Genomic DNA, 21413 nt, shown 5'->3' with positions numbered 1-21413 from the left:
AAAATTTATTTTACAAACTACATAATCTATTTGAGCAGCAACACTTCTGCCCTTTGTGTTTCCTTTATCGGGGGAACCTCTTTTTTTATCATCGTCCATAGGATCAATGCTGCCAAAGGATGCATAAATGCCATCACAATAAATAGGGTTCCTGCGCCTACCGAGCCAAGCATCTGCCCGACAAAATAATTGAACAGCACAGCCCCCAATGCACCAAAACCTCCAGCAATTCCCAATACCGATGCGACATTGGCCACCGGAAACGCCTCCGCAATCACCACACTGATTGTAAATAACCAGCTTAGACAAGCTATGGCAACAAGCCCAAAGATGAGCAAAGTCAAGTAGGGATTAGCGATATACGTGGTCAGACAACACAGCGGAGCCAACAAAGCGACCGCCGTCAGCATCGTCTTGCGAGCCAGGAGTGGATCTTTCCCTTTCCTGACCATCCGGTCAGACCAGGCCGACGTACCTATGGCTCCCAAATCGGCCAGCAAAAACGGTATCCAGCCAAACATGCCAATCTGAGCCAGCGTCAGTCCCGATTCTTCCTGCAGATAGCCGGGCAACCAAAACAGGCAAAAATACCATACTGGATCGCTTACGAATCGGATCAACAGAATCCCCCACAAAGACTTTCTGCCCCACAGCTGCCCCCAGGAAAAGGCAGCAGCCGGCTCCCCGGGCTCGACGGTGTTTTCTTTAGCGACAGCATCAGGTGGCTCGCAGTAAATCAGAAACCAGAGCAAGGCAATCACCAGACCGATTGCTCCCGCCACGATAAAGACTGTATGAAAATCGTAGGAAATAGCCAGCCAAGCCACCATCGGCGGTGCGATGATCGCTCCGATCGAACTCCCCGCGACACAAAGGCTGTTGGCAGTAGCCCGCATCTTGCCGGAAAACCAGACTGCAACGACCTTCAGCTGCGCAGGAAAATTGGTCGGCTCTGATGCACCCAGCAAGCCGCGAAAAAAAAGAAAAGAACCAAATGTACGCGAAAAACCACCTCCAAAACAGGCCAGAGACCAGCCTAAAATACCTACAAGCATCACACGTCGTTCGCCAAAACGATCCACAAGCCAACCGGATACCGGATACATAAGTGCATAAAACAACGTAAAAACGTTAATAACCATCGCATAACCATCGTCACCCAAGCCGTATGCTGCCTTGAGCATAGGTTTTAAGATAGACACGATCTGCCGATCGTAATAATTGAAGACAATCGCTAAAAATATGACGAGTATGATTAACCAACGTCTATACAGCGGAGCAATCGGAAGGGCAAACTTGGACATAAATAGATTCTGGTTTTTTTTATATTTTGATTGATCAAATTTATAATAAAAAAAGTAAATAAAACATTTTTAAATAAAAAAAAAGATAATTTAACATTTGAACGCTTGAAGTTTAAAGGTCAACACAGTATCTTTGTCAATAAACTTGTAGAATTATGAAAAGTATAACAGAGCGCCACGAATTCATACTCAAGAAACTTAAAGAAAAAGGAAAAATTTCCATCGAATGGTTAAGTAAAACAATGGAGGTCTCCAGCGTAACGATTCGTAAAGATCTTAAGCTTTTAGAAGATAAGAACCTTTTATTTCGTACAAAAGGGGGTGCTTCTACCTACAATCCCTATGCGGGAGACCGCCACATTCTGGAGAAAGAGTCCATCAATAGTGAAGACAAAGAACGTATTGCCAAAGCTGCAATTAAGCTGATCAAAAACAACGATTCGATCATGATCGGCTCGGGTACCACGGCCTATGCCCTGGCAAAAAATCTAGAAGTAACGCAGCATCTGACGGTGATCACTCCAGCACTGAAAGTCGGATTAGAACTGAGCAACAAGAAAAACATCGAAGTTTTACAGCTGGGCGGACTGATCAGACCCAATTCGTCCTCTGTCGCCGGCCACTATGCTTCAAGATTGCTCGACGAAGTAAGCTGCAGCCTCCTTTTTCTCGGTGTAGATGGTATCGATTTAGAATTTGGCATTTCAATCAGCAATCTTTCCGAAGCTACGCTTAACCAAAAGATGCTTGAAACCTCCCAAACGGTCATTATACTGGCAGACAGCAGCAAATTTGGAAAAAGAGGACTTGGAAAAGTATGCAACATTGAAGATATCCATTATATCATCACTGATAGTAAAGTCTCCGAAAATGACGTTAGAAATATTGAGGAACTGGGCGTCAAAGTCATTATAGCTTAACCTGAAAAAAGGCCTTTAGCTTTAAAAGCCAGAGGCCTTTTACCTGCCCGGAGACTTTAGTATCCGGGATTTTGTTTCAGATCTGGAACCATCACAATTTCACTTTCGGGTATCGGCCAAAGCTCATCCTTATTAATTTTAAAAATCACATCCTGAACACCAAAAACTTTATTAGCCAACTCTTTATTATAAACCGGTGAACCATTATCATCGATTTTGACCAATACTGCCGAAGACCACTGATTTGCATCGCGGTTGAGATAAAGATTACCGTTCAAGATCTGGCTGGCAATCCCCCAGCGGCGAAGGTCATACCAGCGGAAGCCATCGCCCGCGAGTTCGACTTTACGCTCATAACGCAGTGCTTTCCTTAATTCAGCCTGGCTGAGCCCCGTCCTGAGCGGTGGCATATGCGCCCGCAGGCGGATCTGATTGATCGCATCGTACACTGAATTATCAATCTTATTCGCCTCTATTTTAGCTTCCGCATAGATCAAGAGCAGTTCGGCATACCTAAAAAGACCGATATTCAGGTCACTTTGCCCATTGACAGAAGTGGTTGCAAAATCTTTGATATCCACATGTTTCCGCCACAAATAGCCGCTATATGAACGGGCGGCGTTCGTCTGGTCTGCATTTGCCACAACGGCCGGCTTTTCGCTGGTCCCGTTTAAAACAGGCCAATAATTTGCCACATTTTTAAATGCGCTGTTCATTTCAAATTGGTAGCCAAGAAATCTGGCCCCGGGCCTCACACAGTACATATCCAGTCTCGGATCTCTATGGGCAAAAGGATGGGCGGCATCATATACCGCAGACTCCGTAACCGGCAGTCCGTCAGACGCCTGAAAAGAGTCTATAAAATCTTGCGTCGGCCCCCAATATGCAACCCCTCTACCAAGGCGCGACGCTGCATAATATTGTTGATTATGCACATTGCCGGGAACACTGACATTATATTCCATGACCCATATCCATTCTTTGCTGCTCTTGAAGCCCTCATGTCCAAAAATATTGCTCACATCAGGCTCACCTGCCACGTGGTTCTTTCCTGCATAATTTATGCTCTCGTTGAAAGGAGTCAGCTCATGCAGTCCATCCGAAAGCTTGATCGCTTTGTCGGCCGACTCTGCGGCAAGCTCGTATTTACCGGCGTAAAGCGCAACACGAGCCTTTAACATATAGGCAGCCACACTGCTCGCTCTTACTTTTCCGAAAGCGGATTGATTAACGGGCAGCGCATCCGCAATCGCTGTCAGTTCGTCCATAATCCATTGCCGGATTTCGGCTGCATCCGTTTTGCCAATATTCGCCTCGCCCAGGGGGACATTTTTGGTCAGTAAAGGTACTCCACCATATAATTCTATCAATTGTGAATACACGTATGCCCGAATAAAACGGAGCTCTGCATCCAGCTGCTTCAGCTTCTCGGGCGCAATCTTCCCTTGCAATGCCGCGAGATTATCCAATACCAGATGTACCCGGGCAAGTGTTTTGTAATGTGCTGTCCACGGTTTGGTGGCCAAGGCATTATCCGTCGTATAGGAGCTGGTAATGCCCGGCGTATAATTATTCCCCGGACGCGCATAACCGATATCGGTAATATTGTCCAGCACATGCAAGAAAGGGGTGCTGCTTGCATCCAGGAGTGTCAGCGCCTTATAAGCACCCAACAGGCCACTCTCAGCTTCTGTCTCATTGGTCGGAAATGTGCCTGTTGCCGGACCATTCAGAGGCTCTTTATCCAAATTACAACTACTAACCAGTCCGGCCAGTAGTGCCAAACCTAAAACTATCTTCATGTTTTTCTTCATGTCTTCCTTAAAATTTAAAATCAACGCCAAAGGTGTATACTTTAACCTGCGGATAGAAATTACCATCTCCCAAAGAAACCCCTTCACCCGCTGCTGCATTGTAATTGATTTCGGGATCATACCCTTTATAGAAATTGGTTTTCGTCCAGAGATTTTGCCCGTTGACATAAACAAACAGGCCATTCAATCTGAGTTTAGCGAGCATATGCTTCGGGATTTCATACCCTAACTGCACATTTTTAAGACGAAGGTACGCTGCACTCCGCATCCAAAAAGTTGAATTCTGCGTATTGTTTGTGGAAGAATGTGATAAGCGCGGCAATGCAGCATCCGGATTGTCTACGGTCCAATAATCGGTCTGCCATTCCTTGACAGCACTAGCCATCGCCAACGGCACCACGTAATGCGAACTCAGATAACCATCCGCCTTAGCCACACCCTGTAAAAATGCATTCAGCCGAATCCCTTTATAACTGAGATCCAGATTTATCCCATAGGTATAACGCGGAATAGTATTGCCAATGATCACTTTATCACTTTCATTGATTTTGCCATCCGGAATCGGGTTACCAGCTGCATCAAATTCTCCTGCGATATCTTTATAACGGATATCCCCCGGCTGGAGTTTTCCGAACTGGGCGGGACCGTTTTTGATTTCATCCGCATTATTATAATAACCGTCGGCGAGATAACCGTAGATTGAATTAATCGGGTACCCGGTTTGCTGACGTAAAAACGTACCCATCGTTGTATTGCGCATATCCAGGATTTTGTTTTTTACATCAGCTATATTCCCGCCCAGACCGAGCTTAAAATCGCCGAATTTCTTATCATAACGAACGGCAAGCTCCCAGCCTTTGTTCTGTACCTTCCCTGCATTCTGGAACGGCCCCGGGAGCCCGTGCAATGCAGGTATATCCAGTTTGAGCAAAATCCCGTTGGTCGTCTTGCTATACCAGTCAAAGGTCAGGCTAAAATCCTTAAACAATACCGCATCGAGCCCCGCTCCACTCATTGTCGTCGATTCCCATACCAGTCGCTCGTTTGCCATTTCATTCTGCGATACCAGGGGATACAATTGTCCGCCCATCGATATACTTCCCAGCGCCAGCTGTGAGGCGAAAGGGTAATAAGAATCACCGATATTCTGATTTCCGAGCTTACCCCATGAACCTCTTAATTTGAGCTGACTGACCACCCCTTTCAAATTTCCCATAAACGGCTCTTCGCTAAGGCGCCAGCCTGCCGAGAAAGACGGAAAGGTAGACCATCTGTTATTTTTCACAAACCTGGAACTGCCGTCGTGCCTGATGTTCGCTTCAAACAGATAGCGATCTTTGAAACTATAATTAAATCTGCCGAACTGAGATACCAACAGCCACTCATCGATGGCACTGCCATTATCCTTTGTCGCATTGTCAGCCCCGGCGTTTAAAACCTCGTATGTGTCATACATAAAATCCCGACGATAGCCCATCAAAAATTTTTCATTGTAAGATTCCCGGGAGGCCCCCAGCATCATTTTGAATTGATGGTCACCGTACGATCTGTCGGCTGTTGCCGTTACAAAATAGCTCCCAAAATACTGTCTGTAAGCGCGTTCCGTAAGATCGGTAGTCGTATTGGCCGAGCCCGCCGAAGCGCCGTTCACATCAAATACCTCTACCATTTTATTAAACTGATGGGTATTTCTCGTCACATACCTCGGCGCGATTGTTCCCAGGAGGCTAAGCCATTCCGTAGGTTTATAATTCACCGATAAATTGCCAATAAATTCCAGGTTGTTGGTCTTGTTATTCCCTCCCTCTTCAATCTGGGCCACAGGATTATTTTTCACCCAGCCCTCTGCCCATAAACCATTGGGATGGCGGATCGGCAGATCAGTCGGCATACGGCCCAAATAATTCCAGATGGTTCCTTCACCCGCAATCTGTTCCCTGTTTTTATTGGTCATCGAAAGGTCCATCCTCACAGTAAATTTTTCGCTTGGGGTAATGTCCATGTTGTTGCGGAAAACATAACGTTTAAACCCCGTGTTCTTGATAAGTCCGTCCTGCGTGGAATAACCAAACGAAGGTGCGACACGGATAATACCGCTATTTGCAGAAAGACTCAAGAAATGGTTTTGTGTAAAGCCAGAACCCGTTAGAATAGCCTTTTGCCAGTCAAAATTATCGGGGTTTTCGGCATATAAGCGGCTATATTCGGCAATGGCCTCATCCGTATAGGTCGGTTGATTTCCATCATTGAGGTTGGCCTCATTAAACATCCGCATATAGGTGAGCCCGTCAGCCACCTTCGGAATGGCTGTAGGATCCTGCATGCCGATATACCCCTTATAATGGATGGCCAGCTTGTCCTTCCCTCTTTTGGTAGTAATCAATATGACACCGTTGGCTGCCCGTGAACCATAGATAGCTGAAGAAGCAGCATCTTTAAGCACAGAAATACTTTCAATCAAATTGTAGTCAATATTATCGATCGAGCCCGCCACTCCGTCTATGATCACCAACGGTGAAGAGTCAGAGCCACCAAAGGAATTAATCCCACGGATCCGAATCTGGCCGGCATCACCGCCCGGAGCACCTGTCTGTGAAGTCACGGTCACACCCGGAGCCAACCCCTGCAAGGCCGATGAAGTCGAAAGATTGGGCCGACGTTCCAGCTGGCTATTTTCGATAACGGAAACAGCGCCCGTCAAATTCACTTTCTTTTGTGTACCATATCCAACCACAACAACTTCCTCGATGCTGGTCGACGTTCCCTCTAAAACCACCTCTAGACTGGCCTGCCCCTGAAAGACCAGCTCCCGCTGTGCATACCCGAGCATAGTGACCAAAATGATCTCTCCCTTTTTTACATTTAAACTAAATTCCCCATTGTCCATTACAGCCGAAGGACTAGCAGAACTTCCCTTAACCTGAACAGTCGCCCCTATCAGCGGATGCCCCTGCGCATCAACGACGCGACCTTTCATGGCGACCTGCTGTGCCAGCGCCATCCCTATGGGCATCGCACATAGTAACGCAGCCAAACGAAATGCTTTATTCATTTTGATTGTATAAGAATTATAGATTTACGATTCATACCACTGAGATTTTCCCGATCCAATTGGTTATTATGAAACTTAGGCATTATATTATTGAACAATATTAAACATTAAATTTTATTATTAAAAACAAAAAACAAATAAAATTAACATTTTAAAACTTATTTAAACACCAAAATAAACATATTTAAAGATAATTTAATATGAAATTAACATAAAAACAGTCTTCAAAAATCGTAAACAGCTTTTTAAATTTCGCCCCTAAACACTAATAGATAAGTATTTAAAACCATATTCTCCTACAACTTCTCGCTGAGTATTCAGAAATAAAAAGAAAGATTTTTAAACATTAAAAAAATAAGCTAAATTCACACCGGTTCAGCTAATTGAAAACGTCGTCATTAATTAAATTCTGTATGAGAACGAGTATCAAAAACAGTCTACTATTCTTTTGTCTGTGGTATTGCATAACCGCAGCAAAAGCGCAGTCAACAAGCAGTGAATTTCAACAGCCTACTTTGAGCGATCAAAAATCGTGGTCCATGGTACTACTGCCGGATATACAGAACTATGTAAAGTTTAAGCGGAATCAGCCTATTTTAGATATCATGATGAACTGGATCGTAGCGCATCAGGAACAAATGAATATAAAAATTGTGCTGTGCACCGGTGATCTGGTGGAGCATGATGACATTATCAACCCCAACCGGCTAAAAATGGACCAGACCGGCAAACAGCAATGGGAAGCTGCTGCACGGGCTTTTGCTAAGTTAGATGGGAAAATACCCTATATTACGGCGACGGGAAACCATGATTATAATATATTCAGCTATACGCACAAACCAAAGACCACCCATTTTCCGCATTATTTCCCTTCGGACAAAAACAGCAAAAACCAGGAGCTGCTGCGGGATGTCACCGAAAATATATACGGTGACCCGAGTTTAGAAAACGCAAGCTATGAATGGCGCTCTCCTCATGGACAAGATTTTCTTTTCCTCTCGATCGAATTTGCACCGAGGGACACGGTACTGAGCTGGGCCAGATCAGTCATTGACAAACCCACATATAGCACGCATAAAGTCGTTCTATTGACACATTCCTATCTGAATTATAAGAATGAGCATATTGAAAAAGAAAAATATGACCTGCAGGACGCCAACTACGGAAAATCCATCTGGAAAAAATTAGTCCAACCTTCCAAAAACATTGAGCTGGTATTCTCAGGCCATATCGGTGCTGCCAATGACATCAAAAAGCACATTGGTTTTCGCACGGACAAAAATGCTGCCGGCAAAAAGGTCAATCAAATGACCTTCAATGCGCAAGCGCTTGGGGGCGGGCACCAGGGGAGCGGTGGTGATGGCTGGTTACGTATTCTTGAATTCCTCCCCGATGGCAAAACCGTAAAAGTTAAAACATTCTCCCCCTTATTTGCACTTTCGACAAGCACACAGCACATGGCCTGGCGCAAGGAATCTTTTGACGAATTCGACATGCAATTGGAATAAGTTTAAAATCTCCTGCGCATTCTCAGACTTTAAATTAAAAGCAGCTAATATTCAGACCTAAATTGTCTCTTAAATTTTGATCTGATAAAGATATTTACGCATTACCACCAATTGTCGCCTCAGTTTCACCTGATCCGGTGCTGCCGGCAGTAAACTGTGCAAGGAAAGCTCTTCAACCTCCTGAAAAAGCTTTTGAGCCCGTATAAAAAGCTCATCATAGGTAAAGACGCCACTCTTGATACGCAGGAGCTCTTCCCTATCGAGTCGACGTACATTCAGCTTGCCGTCAGACAAGATCTCTTTTGTCTGCTGCAGCAGACGGAGGGTATGCATCATATTTTTGGCGTCATAGCCCCCGCCATGTTGCATTGTGCCTTGAAAACGGTTTTCATTGCGCTCAGATACCCAGCTAAAATATTCACGATAGGCCTTGCAATAAGAAGAATATGCGTCATGATTAACAAAAAGGTACGCACAAAGTGCCTGTTCCTTGCCGATAGCACTGCATGAAACCTCATGACTCTCCATTGTAGCCACGATACCTTTATAATTCATGGTCTGAGCCTGGTCATAAAACAGAGCATACATTCCCTTTGCATGGTCGATCTTGACCAAACCACAGTTTTCCTGTTTCCACTGCCGCTTGCTTAACCACATGCTCAACGGCTCACTACGGTCACCAGCTATGATGAAGCAGAAATCCAGCAAACTTTTGCGCGCACGATCCATCGGATTGTTGATTTTCTTATTCAGTCCCTTTGCCTTGCGCACTTGTACCATCCCGTATTGAGCAAAGCTCGTAGCTGCCTCCTGTGTGATAAAATCCTGAATCTTAAATTGGTCAAATATAGGATCCCGGTATAATATGCAGTCGGCAGGACTGGCCAGAAGCTCCAATATATTAGGATTACTCTTTGAAAGGAGTTCTACGAAGCGTCCTAGCTCATAATAGACTTCATCATTACTGGCATTTGCAACCTGGGCAATATATTGATTGCCTAGGTAATATTCCAGCGGTAGATAAAATACACCTCTGATATCGGTATCAGAAGACGCTGTGTCCAATCCGTACGCCCTGCTGCCGACAACTGCCTCATACAGGATCAGCCCGCGATCTCTAAGTTCGTTTATAGTCATTTTGATAGCGTTCTAAAGTAATGCTCAAGTCCTTCTTTATCCGATGCTGAGACTGGAAGACGTTTTACTTGATCCTCCAACTTTGTCAGCTGCGTCTCCATGTAGCTCCTCATGGATACTGAACAACTGTATGTAAATCCTTCATCCACCGAGCCCTTCAGTTGACGTAATTCCCCCACTTCAGTCTTAACGCTCGCAGGTAACAGCACGCCCAGTTCTGCCAAGGTCATGGGAGCATAAGCGCTGCGGCTAACACACCACTCTGCTGCAAGTAGAGACCGCAAGATATAAAATAAGCTTTTGAGCTTCATATTCTCGCGTCGAAGATCTTCAACTTTGCTACGGACAATACCCAAATAATGATGAGCGTGCCTACGGCGGTCAAAATAATTTTTGATCATTGCGATAAAACTTGTTTTGAATCCATCAACCTCGTAATAAACGACTGGCGACTGGATCCATTCAAATGGGCTGACATTACTCTTATACAATAGTGTAAGTACTTTACGTAGATCCCAGCCTCCTATATCAAGGTCATCGACTAGGGGAAACCGCATTTCCGTAGCCAGCGGAAATAAGCGGGTGTAGTCTTCCGTTTTTCTCACATAAATGAACCGAACATCGTAATCGCTGTCGATTGACGGAAAGCCCCAGCCCCGGCTTCCTGATTCACAGGCAAAAAGCATCCGTATCCCCTCGCCTGCTTCGATTTCCTTTAGTTTATTGATGATATTTGTTTTCATGTCTTCATGCTTTAATTATACATTGACACAAAGATCAAAAGGGGCACCGAAGCTTTTTTGCGCAACAAAAAATAAGAGCAAAAATAACAGTAAAAACCTTAGTATCAGCCAGATATTTTTCTTAACAAAAGAAAGCGTTAGACAAAAGTAGTTAAAGTACGTAGATAGCGTACGTAGTTAGACAAAGACGCATAGACGTCGTTTCTTACCAACAAAGGGTACACGAATTATCATGTACCCAATCACTAACTACTGAAAATGATGTTTTAATCCCTCAATGCCGTAACATCCTGATCCGGTATCGGAAGATTGAGATTGGCTATTTCTGTATAAACAGACTCATCAACCCTAAATCCCCATTTTCTAAAAAAGTCTGACAGGTCTTTTTGTGAAAATTGACAAGCTGACAGCATAAAATAACGCATTTTTGCTGCATCTGTAGATACAGTAGGACGGTTGTCACGTGTGGCCTTGCTCAAATTAATATACAGATCATCACCAAATGCTAACCATAGTTGATGGAACATAATCATCTTCATGTCATTGCTGCCCGCATTGAAATCACGTTCAGTAATAGGTTGCTGGAAAAACGCATCCAGTTTAGGCCATGCATTATTTGCAGTAACACGACTAATAGGAAGACCAAAACCTCGCTCACTTGCCAGGGAGTACACATTGACTGTGGTTTCCGTCAAATTGCCCCAGGTCCAAGCTTTCTGTTGATAGGTATGTCCTACTTCATGCCAGATACCCCATCCATTCGTGTTCGAAAGGTATTTAGGCTGTAGCATCCTATAAGACAATGCTTCTGTGTAATAAATGGAAATCCCTGCCGCCATATATCCACCAGACGCAGAATCTCTAACTGTAATCAGATGTTTATTATAAGGGGTAGCATGCACGCCGCTTGTACCACTCAGGCCGCTTATACGATTTGAAAAATCAATGATAGAATCCAATCTATCCACTATCAACTGTTGATCCTCCCCCTTATAAAGAAGAGCTTCATCCATGTTGGCCACCATAATTGTACGGTCGGAAGAAAACACCACATCTGGAGCAACGTTCTTAAGTGAGTCCAATGTCGCAACCCATTGACCATGTGTTGTTTTCCCTTTTGAAAATAGGGTACTGGAATAAATCCGTCGCCGAAAGTAAGTTCAATTTCACCTGTTGTTGTATAATTATTGGCTGTATAAATCACATAAACTAAGCCTCCGTATTGATCCACTGTAAAGGATTGTGTGCCCGGTTGTAAGTCTAAATATTGCCTCACAGGTCTGATATTATCCCTAAATGGAGTACCGATGGCGAGTCGGGCGCCTGTTGTACCAGCGTTGACTTTAACGGTTACGGTTATCGTACTGTTTGGGGCAACATAAAATCCTGTTGCCTGCATATCATTATGATTACCCCTGAATTGCATTCGATCGGCTTCTGTAGACGCCGATGGCGTCACTCTGAATGTTTGGACACTGTCCGCAATGGCCAGTTTCACCGGATCCGGATCAGAAGGAACGGGATGCATCCAACCGCCATCCTTTTTACAGGAGGATAACATGCTAACAAAGCAAATTGCGATTACATAAAAGATGTTTTTTTCATTGGTTTTCAATTAAGTTTATGAATGGTATTAATTAAATTATTGTCCTGTCTCCCATCCGGAATTTTGTTTCAAGTCGGGTTCCAATACCAGATGTGCCCCAATAATGTGACAGACGAGCAAACATCTGGTTTCGTTCCTTTTTTCATCAAAACGGCGGTTTAAAACTTTTAATAACAATTATCCGTAGGATTATAATCTGTGACGAATATAAAAGGAATATTCACAAGAAATCTCAGCAATCGATTGCGCAACAATCGCAAACGTTATCGTGTATAATAAACATAATAACATAAAACAACGTAAAATTTACTATTAATAACATTAATATCCTTAACAGTAAGTCTGCGAAAAGAAGTATACAAAACCTACGTGGATGAAAAAACCGGTAGGCTTGTAAATGTGAACATATACATGAGACATAGGGCGTCAAAAATAGGTTCGATGGCGCCCTGTCAAGTTCAAAATAATGTTTAGTTTTGTTAAGCTTGTTTCAATTAAAGTCTAGAAAGTCATCGATAAACTAATCGCCATAGAAAGCATAACCAGTAATAGTTTTTTTGAGGACTACAGCTCCGCCTATTACCATATGCTCCTGTTCGCTGGCGATGCAGAATTTGCTGTCGATTTTGTAGATTATTCTTCTTCAGGTAACACCCTATTGTTTCTAAGCCCTTATCAACATCTAAAATGGTTAAATGGCCAAAACGTTCAAATTCAGGTGCTGAAATTTCACGGTGATTATTACTGCATTGAATACCACAAGAAAGAAGTGGCCTGCAATGGGCTTCTGTTCAATAATATTTATGAAAAACCTTACTTCCCAATAGGGCAATCAACCTTTGGCGAAATCAAGGAGTTGTTACAACGAATGGAAAGGGAAATGAATAATCATCCGGAAGATCCCTTCGTCGATTCGGTGCTCCGTTCTTATCTACAGCTCATTCTGGCCATCAGCAGCAAGGAAAAAAGCAAAATCCTACCGGAGATGTTGACAGGTGAATTGTCCCCAGATCCAATCTCCCGATTTCAACCTCTGCTGGACGAACATTTCATCACAGAGCGATCGGTAAGCTTCTACGCCGACTTGTTTGCGCTCTCGACTAATGCTTTCAGTAAAAAAGTCAGATACCGTTTTGGTAAGGCTCCTTCACAGCTTATTAAGGAAAGGGTAATCCTGGAAGCAAAAAAGATGCTGCACCTGAGTTATCTGTCGATCAAAGAGATTGCTTATCAGTTAAACTTTGAAGACGAATTCTATTTCAGCCGGTATTTCAAAAGAGAAGTTGGTGTTTCACCCTTCTATTATCGCAGGAAGGTCGGCATTTCCATCGTGGCTGAAAAGTCCATTGATTAACCTTATCTGTCCATTTCATCCTAAAGGAAACCGGCTAGCTTTGTATCTATATAAAGCATATACATATGAACAAAGCACTTTTGGTATTAGCGTCCATACAGGACAAATCGATTCATTTTATACGTATTGCCATATTTGTGGTTATGGCATGGATCGGCGGCTTAAAGGCCTTTTCCTACGAGGCCGAAGGAATCGTACCCTTCGTGATAAACAGTCCATTGATGTCTTTCTTTTACAAGAAAAGCGACAATCTTGCCCAAAACAGCAAAAACCAAACTGTACCCGAATACACGCTATATAAAAATCCAGAGGGTAAAACGGTACAGAAAAACATAGATTGGCATCAGGCAAATGGCACCTACACTTTTTCCTATGGTTTGGGGGCCGTAATATGCCTTATCGGAGTCTTCGTCCTCCTTGGTATCTGGTTTCCCAAGATTGGACTAATCGGGGGGCTATTGACCATAGGCATGTCGATTACGACCCTATCTTTCCTAATTAGCACACCTGAAGTCTATATCCCCAATCTGGGCGGTGATTTTCCGACCCCAAATTTCGGCTTCCCCTACCTTTCAGGCGCCGGAAGACTTGTGCTAAAAGATATTATCATGTTGGCCGGGGGATTGATCATCGCTGCCAATTCCGCCAGATCCATTCTGGAAAAATTGTAGGTACAAAACAGTTTATCATTGAGGAAACAGTGCTATCTTTAACATCACATGATAACTCTTGTGGGTGAACCATCACCTTAGATACGCCATCACTGAAACCGAGCGTTTCGGCAGAGATCTTTCTCTCTTGTTTTTGTTTCAGTGATAATTATTGTTCAGGGGATGTCTCATAGCAATTTTTTTAAAACCGAACGATATTATTTTTTAACTTAACAACATCAACAAACAGAGTAAATATGTCATCGCTTAAAACTCTATACGTTAGAATCGTGGAACAGGATGACCTGCATGTCCCCTAACTCCTCAGATATTATGTAGAAAAGCCAACGGTTATACGCTGGAGTATCTGGTGAACGATTATGTATCGCACTTCGAACATCACTTCAATCAAATTCATAAAGGCAAATGATATCCTTTTGGTGTTAAATATGCGCGATGAGTAATAGCGATTGAATCATTTTTTGGTAATACTAGCGGCAATTGATCATAATTTATTTTTAAATCATGTTAAAGTCCAAAGTCCTTGTTAAAGTAGTTATTTTTCTACTTACTACTACTGTAATCATCCTCATCTGGGAATTAGCCAGAAGACGGGTCGGTAGCTTCAGTGGCTCCTATCCTTTTGTCGAAACGTGGAAGATAGATCACTCAATCGAAGATGTCGAAATTAACCTAGGAAAACTCCATCGTTTAAATCCCAGCCTTTTTAACGATACGACACAATTAGTACTAGCGCCTGACTTTACTGGTCACTGGAAAAAAATCGACTTTTATTATACAGATCGAGATGAAATTGTTCAAGTATTGATAAGAGGCTTTGGAAGTCATACCAACATTTCATTATACCGATTTACCAATAAAAATAATGGTATGATACGATTGATGAACAGAGATTTCAACTACTTCAATAATCGACATGAAAAAGAACTATTTGAAAATCGAATTTTAAAATATTTATAAACCGATAAAAGTACTCTCTCTAGTGTAACGGGACGTCGGGGATGCTAATAAGAGTGCTATAAATGCTTCCAAATCCTCGATTGCTGATTTACTAGTTTACTTAATAATACTTTAACGTGTACGTTGCTGCATCTTAACATTGAAGTACTATTTTTACTATACACCAAATCTTGAAATAAAAGATAGCTTTTAATTACACTTCTATTTTTATATTTTTTAGTTTTCAATCCGATCAAAATGATCTTAACAGTTCTTCAAATAAGAGCGATAATATATTCGCTAGCAATCCTGACCCTAATGGTTAAAAACGACGCTAATCTTGTGAATATTCTGAAAATAGTTGTCTTATTTGTCCTCATATCGTACTATTACTTTTGTATATATACAAAAGAGAAGAAGAGCAAAAATCTTATTAATCATTATCGGATACCTGACTTTTTATTTTTGATTTGTTCCGTCTCTCAAGTGTTTAAGTTGGCGTTATTACAAATTAATTAGGTAGATCCTTTTGCAGTTTCTCCAATAGAAATAACTATCTTGAATTCACAGTTGATTCTAAATGATATGAGGCTACTGTTTAATTTGGTTCTGTATAACTATCTAACTAGGCGGCTTGATGTTTTACTTTCTCAGAATGTAGGCTAATAGATTTATAAAGTAAATAATTCTTTACGCCTCGGGACGTGCAATGCCACCTTTTTAAAATTTCCACCAATAGTGTTAATATATTTGGTTGCAAAGGATAAAAAGTCTTTAATTTACAATCGTCATAAAGGCCCTTATAAATTTTCGTAAATGATTGAGAAAGAAATACAGGGATTTTTTGTGTAAAAAGTGCGCGTTTCAGGGTATAAACAGAAAAAAAACAATTAACTTTAAACACTATGCATCGTCTTTTTAAACGAAGTTGATTAACCAGTTTTAACGCTCATAAAAATTTACTTTAACCTCAGTTTTAATATATCCAAATAAACGACCGAACGCAATGAATTTCAAAGAGACACTGTTTAAAGCTGTAAATTCCAAAACAGTTCAGGGAATTTTGATAGCCAACATTTTCGCACTGCTGGTCATTGGTATCCAGTCCGCACTGATACCTAATGAAAGCGGTACACTAGTTTTTTCAGAGTTTGTGATTATTCCGATGCTGATGGGTATGATCACTGCTTGGTATTGGAAAGACATTAGAATAAAAGGAAAACAAATAACTGGATATTCTATCCTGAACGGTTTTATCGCTATCCTAATGAGTTTTTTCTTCTTAGGCGAAGGTTTTATCTGCCTGCTGATTGTCTCGCCTCTTATTTTTGGTTTTATCATTTCGGGTGCCTTTATTGGAAGGGCAGTGTTTGACAGGAAAAATCAAACATTGAATATAAGTGTTTTGAGTCTGCTACTTGGAATTTTCATTGTTGATTCCTTGAGCGACCACTATCATGAAAATATGGTTTCTGATGAGATCCTGATCAATTCTGGTCCAGAGGAAGTATGGCAACATGTGGTGGCTTTCGATCCTATAGCCGAGAAGGAAAACTACTGGCTCTTTAAGATCGGAATGCCGAGCCCCATGGCCACCATGGTAAGCGAGCATAAACTGGGCGCAAACCGAAAATGTATTTTTAGTAATGGATATGTCTTTGATGAAAAGATTGTGAAATTTGACATCAATAAAAATTTAATTTTTGATATTATTGATCAGCCAAAAGACCCTGAAATTATGGGGCATATAGATATAAAAAAAGGTGAATTTATTTTGAGGGACAATGGAAATGGTACCACCACTCTCATTGGGAACAGCTGGTATAAATTACGTGTTTTCCCTACCTGGTACTACGATCTCTGGGCTGAAAGTATCACCAGGAATGTGCATTTCAGAGTCATGGAGCATATTAAATTTTTAAGCGAGAAGTAATGTATGTTTTCTTTCGTAGTGAAAAGACTGGGCTTTTTAAAGGATATCCCTTTATGCGCCATTATATTTGATAGTCTCATGAGACTCTGGTTGTTCTTTACCCAACCTGAACTACTGGATTGGATCGATGAGCTGGAAGAAAACGTCTCGCGAATGCCCGGTACTACAGTGGGGATACATAAATATGGTGGCACTCAGTTTAATTACGGAGGACAGGAATTCGCACATGTCCATAGCAATGGCTTATTGGACATCTTATTAAATAAAGAGCTAAAACGATCGCTCATGACTGAAGGAAAAATTAGGGACCATCATGTATTTAAAAATTCAGGATGGATAAGTTTTCACCTTCAGCATCAACAGGACGTAACCTATGCATGTCATCTCTTAAGCAACGCTTACGAACGAGCCAAACAAAAGTAGAATAGATGATCAACTATAAGGATATCGGTATGTACATCAATAAAACGGTATCGCGATGTTTTTTTGATCTGGGAACCGATGTTGGAAAAGAGTGATTTTCGCGAACCTAATCGCCTGTCCAATTTTGCAATTTAGATGGAAGTTCCAACTTCACCAACCCGTTAGGCTTTAGCCATGCAAAAATTTTGATACGTGTCGTTTGAGGCCTAGCACTGACATTGGTCGCAGCTACCCAATTGGAATGGCTTGGTCTATCAGAGTTATTATTTGTATCGCTCAAAACCTGACGTACTATCTTGGAAAATGCGGTTTCCTCGCCGTAAATCAATTTGTCGAGTTGTAATTTGTCCTGATTACGGGTTTCGCCCGCAATTACTATAGCCCTAAAAACCACAATGGAGTCGATATCTGTTTCTACATGTACATCCTCCATCAGCTTTGATATTTTAGTTTCTAATAAACCTAAATTGCCGTTGAATCGCGCCGGCTCTCCCCAAAACATGGGTTTTAGCAGCGAGTCTGTAGTAAAGAAAAATACAGTGCTATCTCTAAATAAACTAATCGACAATAACCTGTGCTTATGGTGGCCAATTAATTTACTATGTTCACCTAACCATTCCAATCTTGGAGCTGAGGGAATCTCCACATGACTAAATTCTTTTTGAAAAACTAAACGATCACCTTCAAAACCAAAATCGAAATATTTGAAACGTTGCTTCATACCGCCTTTAAGAAATTCTGGATTCAAATACTCCTCATTATCTACCGGTTTCACAATAACCTGAGACACAGTATCTGCATTAAAGCCATAATGTATGCTCAATATATTGTTGTTGCCCAAATCTTTTTTACTTGACAATGTTAGTCTCATATATTTCTCCGCCTGAGAATCCGTAGCTGTCTGTCCAAATGTGTTGACTGACAAAGCAAGGAATAAGATAAAAATAAGATTCTTAACCATACTGTATTAAATTATGGGTAACATCATTAATCCCCAACCCCAGGAAGAACAGACAGACCACAAAGACAATAGAAATTTTTTTTTTATTTTAAACATGTCGGATATAATTGAGGCCGACCTAATGAATTGGTCTCCTTTTCGTAAAGATAAAATTTTTAGACGAAATTCTGTTGTAAAAATAAACCGCTTTCTTTTAAAAACAAAGCAAACCTTGCTTCAGCTAAACTGCTGGCAGACTCAATTATTATCGTTCTGTCCAAACTGCTGTGAGGCCCCTCAACAGAAGTTACACCCATTATGCAGGAACAAACTAACAGAGGTAATATAACAGGTATATGCGGCAATTCTTATTTTTTCTCCGTACGATCTGTATGCTATTAACAGAAAAATGATTAACTTTAAAGCACGATGCTACAAGTAACCTGCGCTATAATCGAACACGATGAGAAAATATTGATCTGTCAACGATCTGCCGCAATGAAGCTCCCGCTGAAATGGGAATTCCCCGGCGGAAAGATTGAAACCGGTGAATCTAAAGAAGACTGCCTGCGCAGAGAAATCAAAGAAGAACTAAATATCGATATCGTCATAGAAAGAGCGCTGACGGTGGTAGAGCACCACTACCCCGGCTTCTCACTAAGGCTCTACCCTTTTGTATGCAGACTAACAGCTGGAGAACTGAAAGTTACAGAACATGTACAGGCAAAATGGGTAGAGATACCTCAACTGCCAGAATATGACTGGGCCGAAGCGGATCTGCCTATTGTACAGGAATATTGCCTCCACCGACTATTTAGGTAAATTTGAGCAGCTGGCTTGGCACAGATTTTTTTTTACATGAAAAAAGCCGTTAAGCATTTGTTCTCCAGTAACTTGAAAAGCCAATGAATTTTAAAAAGTTGTTCGGTACGTATGCCTTTTCTAAACTAGCATTATCTCACTGTACCAAACAACTTTTAGAAACATTTACTTTTTATAGCAGCGAAACCAATTCTGCGATGCGGTGCGATATACCGACCTCATTGTCATACCAAGAAACCACTTTCACTAATTTACCTTGAGCCTTAGTCAAACTTCCATCTACAATCGAAGAATGTGTATTACCAAGAATGTCAGCGGAAACGAAAGGTTCTTCGGTGTATTCAAGAATACCGTTCATCGCCCCTTTTGCATAAGATTTAAACAGATCGTTCAGTTCAGCAGCGGTAACTTCTTTTTTTAGATTAATGGACAGGTCGGCAATAGATGCATCAATCACTGGAACGCGGTAAGAATATCCGTCCATTTTGCCCTTCAGACTCGGCAGCACATCACCAATGGCTTTGGCGGCTCCAGTAGTTGTCGGAATAATGGAATAGCTGGCAGCGCGCGCTCTTCTGAGATCTTTATGTGGTGCATCTTGCAAGTTCTGATCGGCAGTAAATGCATGTACAGTGACCATGAAACCAGATTCTATTCCAAATTCTCTTTCCAGAATTGCTAAAATCGGCGCAATACAACCTGTAGTACATGATGCTGTAGAATAGATCTGATCGCCGCCGATGATATCATCATTCACACCATGGACAATAGTTTTAACACCTCCTGATGCAGGGGCTGTGATCAGAACTTTTTGTGCTCCTGCATCGATATGTGCCTGTGCAGACACTTTATCGGTAAAGTGGCCTGTGGATTCAATGACAACGTCAATCGCCAGATCTTTCCAGGGTAGTTTCTCTGGTCCCCGCTCAGAAAAGAACTGTATTCGTCTGCCATTGATAACAAGGGCATCTTGGTCACTGTTCACTGGCCCTTCAAAACGACCATGGGCTGTATCGTATTTAAACAGATGTGTCAATGTGCTGATATCCGCTAAATCATTTATCGCTACGACTTCTATTTCTGGTTTATCCTGTAATGCCCGTAGTGTCATTCGGCCTATCCTACCGAATCCGTTAATTGCTACTCTCATATCGTTAACTTTTAATTTGTTATAACTATTTTCATTACTATATTGAGGAAGGCGCTGCATGAAGTGACGTCCGGAATGCACGACGGTAATCTGATGGTGTCACTTTTAAGTGCCTAAGGAATATACGACGCATAGTCACCAGATTGCTCAGCCCACATTTGTCAGCGATATTTTCGATCGGCATATCGGTATCTTCCAGATACTTCCGGGCCATTTCTACACGCAACTTTTCCATAAACTTGGAAGGTGGCAAACCTATCTCTCTGTTGAAAACACGGTTGAGGTTTCTAGGGCTCATATTTAGGTATTCTGCCATTTTTGTGACATCGATAGCTCCGGAAAGGTTTCCTTTGAGCCACTCGGTGATCTTATACGCGACGTTGGTACTTTCATATTGAGGAAGCAGGTTGCCAAACTGTGACTGTGAGCCTGATCGGGACAGATAAAATACCAACCTGCGGGCAACCTGAATGGCAAGGTCCTTCCCATAATCTTCTTCTACCAGAGCGAGTGCAAGATCTATTCCGGATGAAACTCCGCCAGAGGTATATATCCGGCCATCACCGGTGTAAAAGGGATCTGTATTTACCTCCACCAGAGGATACTCTTTTTTCAGACGCTCACGCAACTGCCAATGGGTCGTCGCCTTTTTGCCGTTCAATAATCCGGCCTCCGCCAACACAAACGCTCCTCCACAAACAGAAGCGATACGGTTGTCCCCTTTCTCATGCAGGGCAGATATCCATTTACATAGATCGGCGTACTGGGCTCGAGAAAGGGAATTAAAATCATTACCAGCAATAATCAGGATGTCTATAGGGGACAAAATATCCTGTACACTATACGTACAGGACAACTGGGCTCCTGCCAATGTGGGTATCCGTCTGTCGGACGTCGGAGAAGCAAGGATAACTTCATACCCAGGTGCTGAGCCTAATAGACTCAAACACCTGTTAGCATTGGTAAATACATCAACAGGACCTGAAAAATGCAGCAAAGTCGCTCCTGACATCGGAACAATCACAACTTTTTTTTGCAATGGATTTACCGTACTGTTCAATCTTTTATCGCTCATACTTCAAATGTACGAAGCAATA

The 21413-nt window shown here is 42.1% G+C and carries 18 protein-coding genes; 8 read left to right on the top strand and 10 right to left on the bottom strand.

Translation table 11 applies throughout. The features are described from left to right. Positions 1 to 26: 26 nt before the first annotated feature. The gene (locus FGL37_RS17915; RefSeq protein WP_051607198.1) at positions 27 to 1304 is read right to left on the bottom strand and encodes an MFS transporter; all 1278 of its coding nucleotides are present in this window, start codon (positions 1302 to 1304) and stop codon (positions 27 to 29) included. Positions 1305 to 1459: 155 nt separating this feature from the next. Here FGL37_RS17915 and FGL37_RS17910 point away from each other — a divergent pair, with 155 nt between their 5' ends. After that, positions 1460 to 2224 carry a DeoR/GlpR family DNA-binding transcription regulator gene (locus FGL37_RS17910; protein WP_028071250.1) on the top strand — a complete coding sequence of 255 codons (765 nt, stop codon included), beginning with the start codon at positions 1460 to 1462 and terminating at the stop codon, positions 2222 to 2224. Positions 2225 to 2280: 56 nt separating this feature from the next. On the opposite strand, the gene FGL37_RS17905 is transcribed toward FGL37_RS17910, so the two are convergent. Next, a complete protein-coding gene (locus FGL37_RS17905) occupies positions 2281 to 4026 on the bottom strand; it encodes a RagB/SusD family nutrient uptake outer membrane protein (RefSeq protein WP_028071251.1) in 1746 nt (581 codons plus the stop codon). A 19-nt stretch (positions 4027 to 4045) separates the two neighbouring features. Continuing rightward, positions 4046 to 7090: a SusC/RagA family TonB-linked outer membrane protein gene (locus FGL37_RS17900; RefSeq protein WP_028071252.1), complete on the bottom strand. Its 3045-nt coding sequence runs from the start codon at positions 7088 to 7090 to the stop codon at positions 4046 to 4048. Positions 7091 to 7503: 413 nt separating this feature from the next. Here FGL37_RS17900 and FGL37_RS17895 point away from each other — a divergent pair, with 413 nt between their 5' ends. Further along, positions 7504 to 8598, top strand: a complete 1095-nt coding sequence (locus FGL37_RS17895) for a metallophosphoesterase (protein WP_028071253.1) — start codon at positions 7504 to 7506, stop codon at positions 8596 to 8598. A 69-nt stretch (positions 8599 to 8667) separates the two neighbouring features. Here FGL37_RS17895 and FGL37_RS17890 read toward each other — a convergent pair whose 3' ends face one another. From FGL37_RS17890 to FGL37_RS17875, 4 genes are all read right to left on the bottom strand, one after another. Beyond that, a complete protein-coding gene (locus FGL37_RS17890; RefSeq protein WP_028071254.1) occupies positions 8668 to 9735 on the bottom strand; it encodes a DNA polymerase beta superfamily protein in 1068 nt (355 codons plus the stop codon). Then, on the bottom strand, positions 9732 to 10478 hold the full coding sequence (locus tag FGL37_RS17885; protein ID WP_028071255.1) for a nucleotidyltransferase domain-containing protein: 747 nt from the start codon (positions 10476 to 10478) through the stop codon (positions 9732 to 9734). The genes FGL37_RS17890 and FGL37_RS17885 overlap by 4 nt, the downstream gene beginning before the upstream one ends. A gap of 266 nt (positions 10479 to 10744) precedes the next feature. Then, entirely contained in the window at positions 10745 to 11560 is an 816-nt protein-coding gene (locus FGL37_RS17880) for a M60 family metallopeptidase (protein ID WP_138096916.1), read from the bottom strand. After that, positions 11449 to 12039, bottom strand: coding sequence for a M60 family peptidase N-terminal accessory domain-containing protein (locus tag FGL37_RS17875; protein ID WP_028071257.1), 591 nt, complete (start codon positions 12037 to 12039; stop codon positions 11449 to 11451). Before FGL37_RS17875 ends, FGL37_RS17880 begins: the two co-directional genes overlap by 112 nt. Before the next feature lie 631 nt (positions 12040 to 12670). Between FGL37_RS17875 and FGL37_RS17870 the strand changes: the two genes are divergently transcribed. The 5 genes from FGL37_RS17870 (at position 12671) to FGL37_RS17850 (ending at position 17404) form a co-directional block, all read left to right on the top strand. Beyond that, a complete protein-coding gene (locus tag FGL37_RS17870; protein ID WP_037534024.1) occupies positions 12671 to 13438 on the top strand; it encodes a helix-turn-helix domain-containing protein in 768 nt (255 codons plus the stop codon). Positions 13439 to 13503: 65 nt separating this feature from the next. Next, complete coding sequence (locus FGL37_RS17865; protein ID WP_028071259.1) at positions 13504 to 14109, top strand: DUF417 family protein; 606 nt, start codon at positions 13504 to 13506, stop codon at positions 14107 to 14109. A gap of 504 nt (positions 14110 to 14613) precedes the next feature. After that, positions 14614 to 15069, top strand: coding sequence for a hypothetical protein (locus FGL37_RS17860; protein WP_028071260.1), 456 nt, complete (start codon positions 14614 to 14616; stop codon positions 15067 to 15069). A gap of 985 nt (positions 15070 to 16054) precedes the next feature. Next, positions 16055 to 16981 carry an SRPBCC family protein gene (locus tag FGL37_RS17855; RefSeq protein WP_051607200.1) on the top strand — a complete coding sequence of 309 codons (927 nt, stop codon included), beginning with the start codon at positions 16055 to 16057 and terminating at the stop codon, positions 16979 to 16981. Positions 16982 to 17059: 78 nt separating this feature from the next. Next, positions 17060 to 17404: a luciferase domain-containing protein gene (locus FGL37_RS17850; RefSeq protein ID WP_232048731.1), complete on the top strand. Its 345-nt coding sequence runs from the start codon at positions 17060 to 17062 to the stop codon at positions 17402 to 17404. Between the two features lie 106 nt (positions 17405 to 17510). Here the strand turns inward: FGL37_RS17850 and FGL37_RS17845 are convergent, their stop codons facing one another. Beyond that, positions 17511 to 18365: a hypothetical protein gene (locus FGL37_RS17845; protein WP_028071264.1), complete on the bottom strand. Its 855-nt coding sequence runs from the start codon at positions 18363 to 18365 to the stop codon at positions 17511 to 17513. A gap of 408 nt (positions 18366 to 18773) precedes the next feature. Here FGL37_RS17845 and FGL37_RS17840 point away from each other — a divergent pair, with 408 nt between their 5' ends. After that, positions 18774 to 19166 (top strand): (deoxy)nucleoside triphosphate pyrophosphohydrolase, encoded by a 393-nt coding sequence (locus FGL37_RS17840; protein WP_028071266.1) that lies wholly within the window; start codon positions 18774 to 18776, stop codon positions 19164 to 19166. A 172-nt stretch (positions 19167 to 19338) separates the two neighbouring features. Here FGL37_RS17840 and gap read toward each other — a convergent pair whose 3' ends face one another. Together gap and FGL37_RS17830 are read right to left on the bottom strand one after the other, a co-directional pair. After that, positions 19339 to 20316: a type I glyceraldehyde-3-phosphate dehydrogenase gene (gene gap, locus FGL37_RS17835; RefSeq protein WP_028071267.1), complete on the bottom strand. Its 978-nt coding sequence runs from the start codon at positions 20314 to 20316 to the stop codon at positions 19339 to 19341. A 37-nt stretch (positions 20317 to 20353) separates the two neighbouring features. Next, positions 20354 to 21391, bottom strand: a complete 1038-nt coding sequence (locus FGL37_RS17830) for a GlxA family transcriptional regulator (protein WP_051607202.1) — start codon at positions 21389 to 21391, stop codon at positions 20354 to 20356. Between the last annotated feature and the right edge of the window lie 22 nt (positions 21392 to 21413).

Origin of the sequence: Sphingobacterium thalpophilum (assembly GCF_901482695.1) — a bacterium.
GTDB lineage: Bacteria > Bacteroidota > Bacteroidia > Sphingobacteriales > Sphingobacteriaceae > Sphingobacterium > Sphingobacterium thalpophilum.
This window is presented reverse-complemented; position numbering and strand designations above follow the sequence as displayed.

What these genes read in the sequence shown, in the direction of transcription:
- FGL37_RS17915 (WP_051607198.1), bottom strand. Translation starts at nt 1,304, where the DNA reads ATGTCCAAGTTTGCCCTTCCGATTGCTCCGCTGTATAGACGTTGGTTA.
- FGL37_RS17910 (WP_028071250.1), top strand. Translation starts at nt 1,460, where the DNA reads ATGAAAAGTATAACAGAGCGCCACGAATTCATACTCAAGAAACTTAAA.
- FGL37_RS17905 (WP_028071251.1), bottom strand. Translation starts at nt 4,026, where the DNA reads ATGAAGATAGTTTTAGGTTTGGCACTACTGGCCGGACTGGTTAGTAGT.
- FGL37_RS17900 (WP_028071252.1), bottom strand. Translation starts at nt 7,090, where the DNA reads ATGAATAAAGCATTTCGTTTGGCTGCGTTACTATGTGCGATGCCCATA.
- FGL37_RS17895 (WP_028071253.1), top strand. Translation starts at nt 7,504, where the DNA reads ATGAGAACGAGTATCAAAAACAGTCTACTATTCTTTTGTCTGTGGTAT.
- FGL37_RS17890 (WP_028071254.1), bottom strand. Translation starts at nt 9,735, where the DNA reads ATGACTATAAACGAACTTAGAGATCGCGGGCTGATCCTGTATGAGGCA.
- FGL37_RS17885 (WP_028071255.1), bottom strand. Translation starts at nt 10,478, where the DNA reads ATGAAAACAAATATCATCAATAAACTAAAGGAAATCGAAGCAGGCGAG.
- FGL37_RS17875 (WP_028071257.1), bottom strand. Translation starts at nt 12,039, where the DNA reads ATGTTATCCTCCTGTAAAAAGGATGGCGGTTGGATGCATCCCGTTCCT.
- FGL37_RS17870 (WP_037534024.1), top strand. Translation starts at nt 12,671, where the DNA reads ATGCTCCTGTTCGCTGGCGATGCAGAATTTGCTGTCGATTTTGTAGAT.
- FGL37_RS17865 (WP_028071259.1), top strand. Translation starts at nt 13,504, where the DNA reads ATGAACAAAGCACTTTTGGTATTAGCGTCCATACAGGACAAATCGATT.
- FGL37_RS17860 (WP_028071260.1), top strand. Translation starts at nt 14,614, where the DNA reads ATGTTAAAGTCCAAAGTCCTTGTTAAAGTAGTTATTTTTCTACTTACT.
- FGL37_RS17855 (WP_051607200.1), top strand. Translation starts at nt 16,055, where the DNA reads ATGAATTTCAAAGAGACACTGTTTAAAGCTGTAAATTCCAAAACAGTT.
- FGL37_RS17850 (WP_232048731.1), top strand. Translation starts at nt 17,060, where the DNA reads ATGAGACTCTGGTTGTTCTTTACCCAACCTGAACTACTGGATTGGATC.
- FGL37_RS17845 (WP_028071264.1), bottom strand. Translation starts at nt 18,365, where the DNA reads ATGGTTAAGAATCTTATTTTTATCTTATTCCTTGCTTTGTCAGTCAAC.
- FGL37_RS17840 (WP_028071266.1), top strand. Translation starts at nt 18,774, where the DNA reads ATGCTACAAGTAACCTGCGCTATAATCGAACACGATGAGAAAATATTG.
- gap (WP_028071267.1), bottom strand. Translation starts at nt 20,316, where the DNA reads ATGAGAGTAGCAATTAACGGATTCGGTAGGATAGGCCGAATGACACTA.
- FGL37_RS17830 (WP_051607202.1), bottom strand. Translation starts at nt 21,391, where the DNA reads ATGAGCGATAAAAGATTGAACAGTACGGTAAATCCATTGCAAAAAAAA.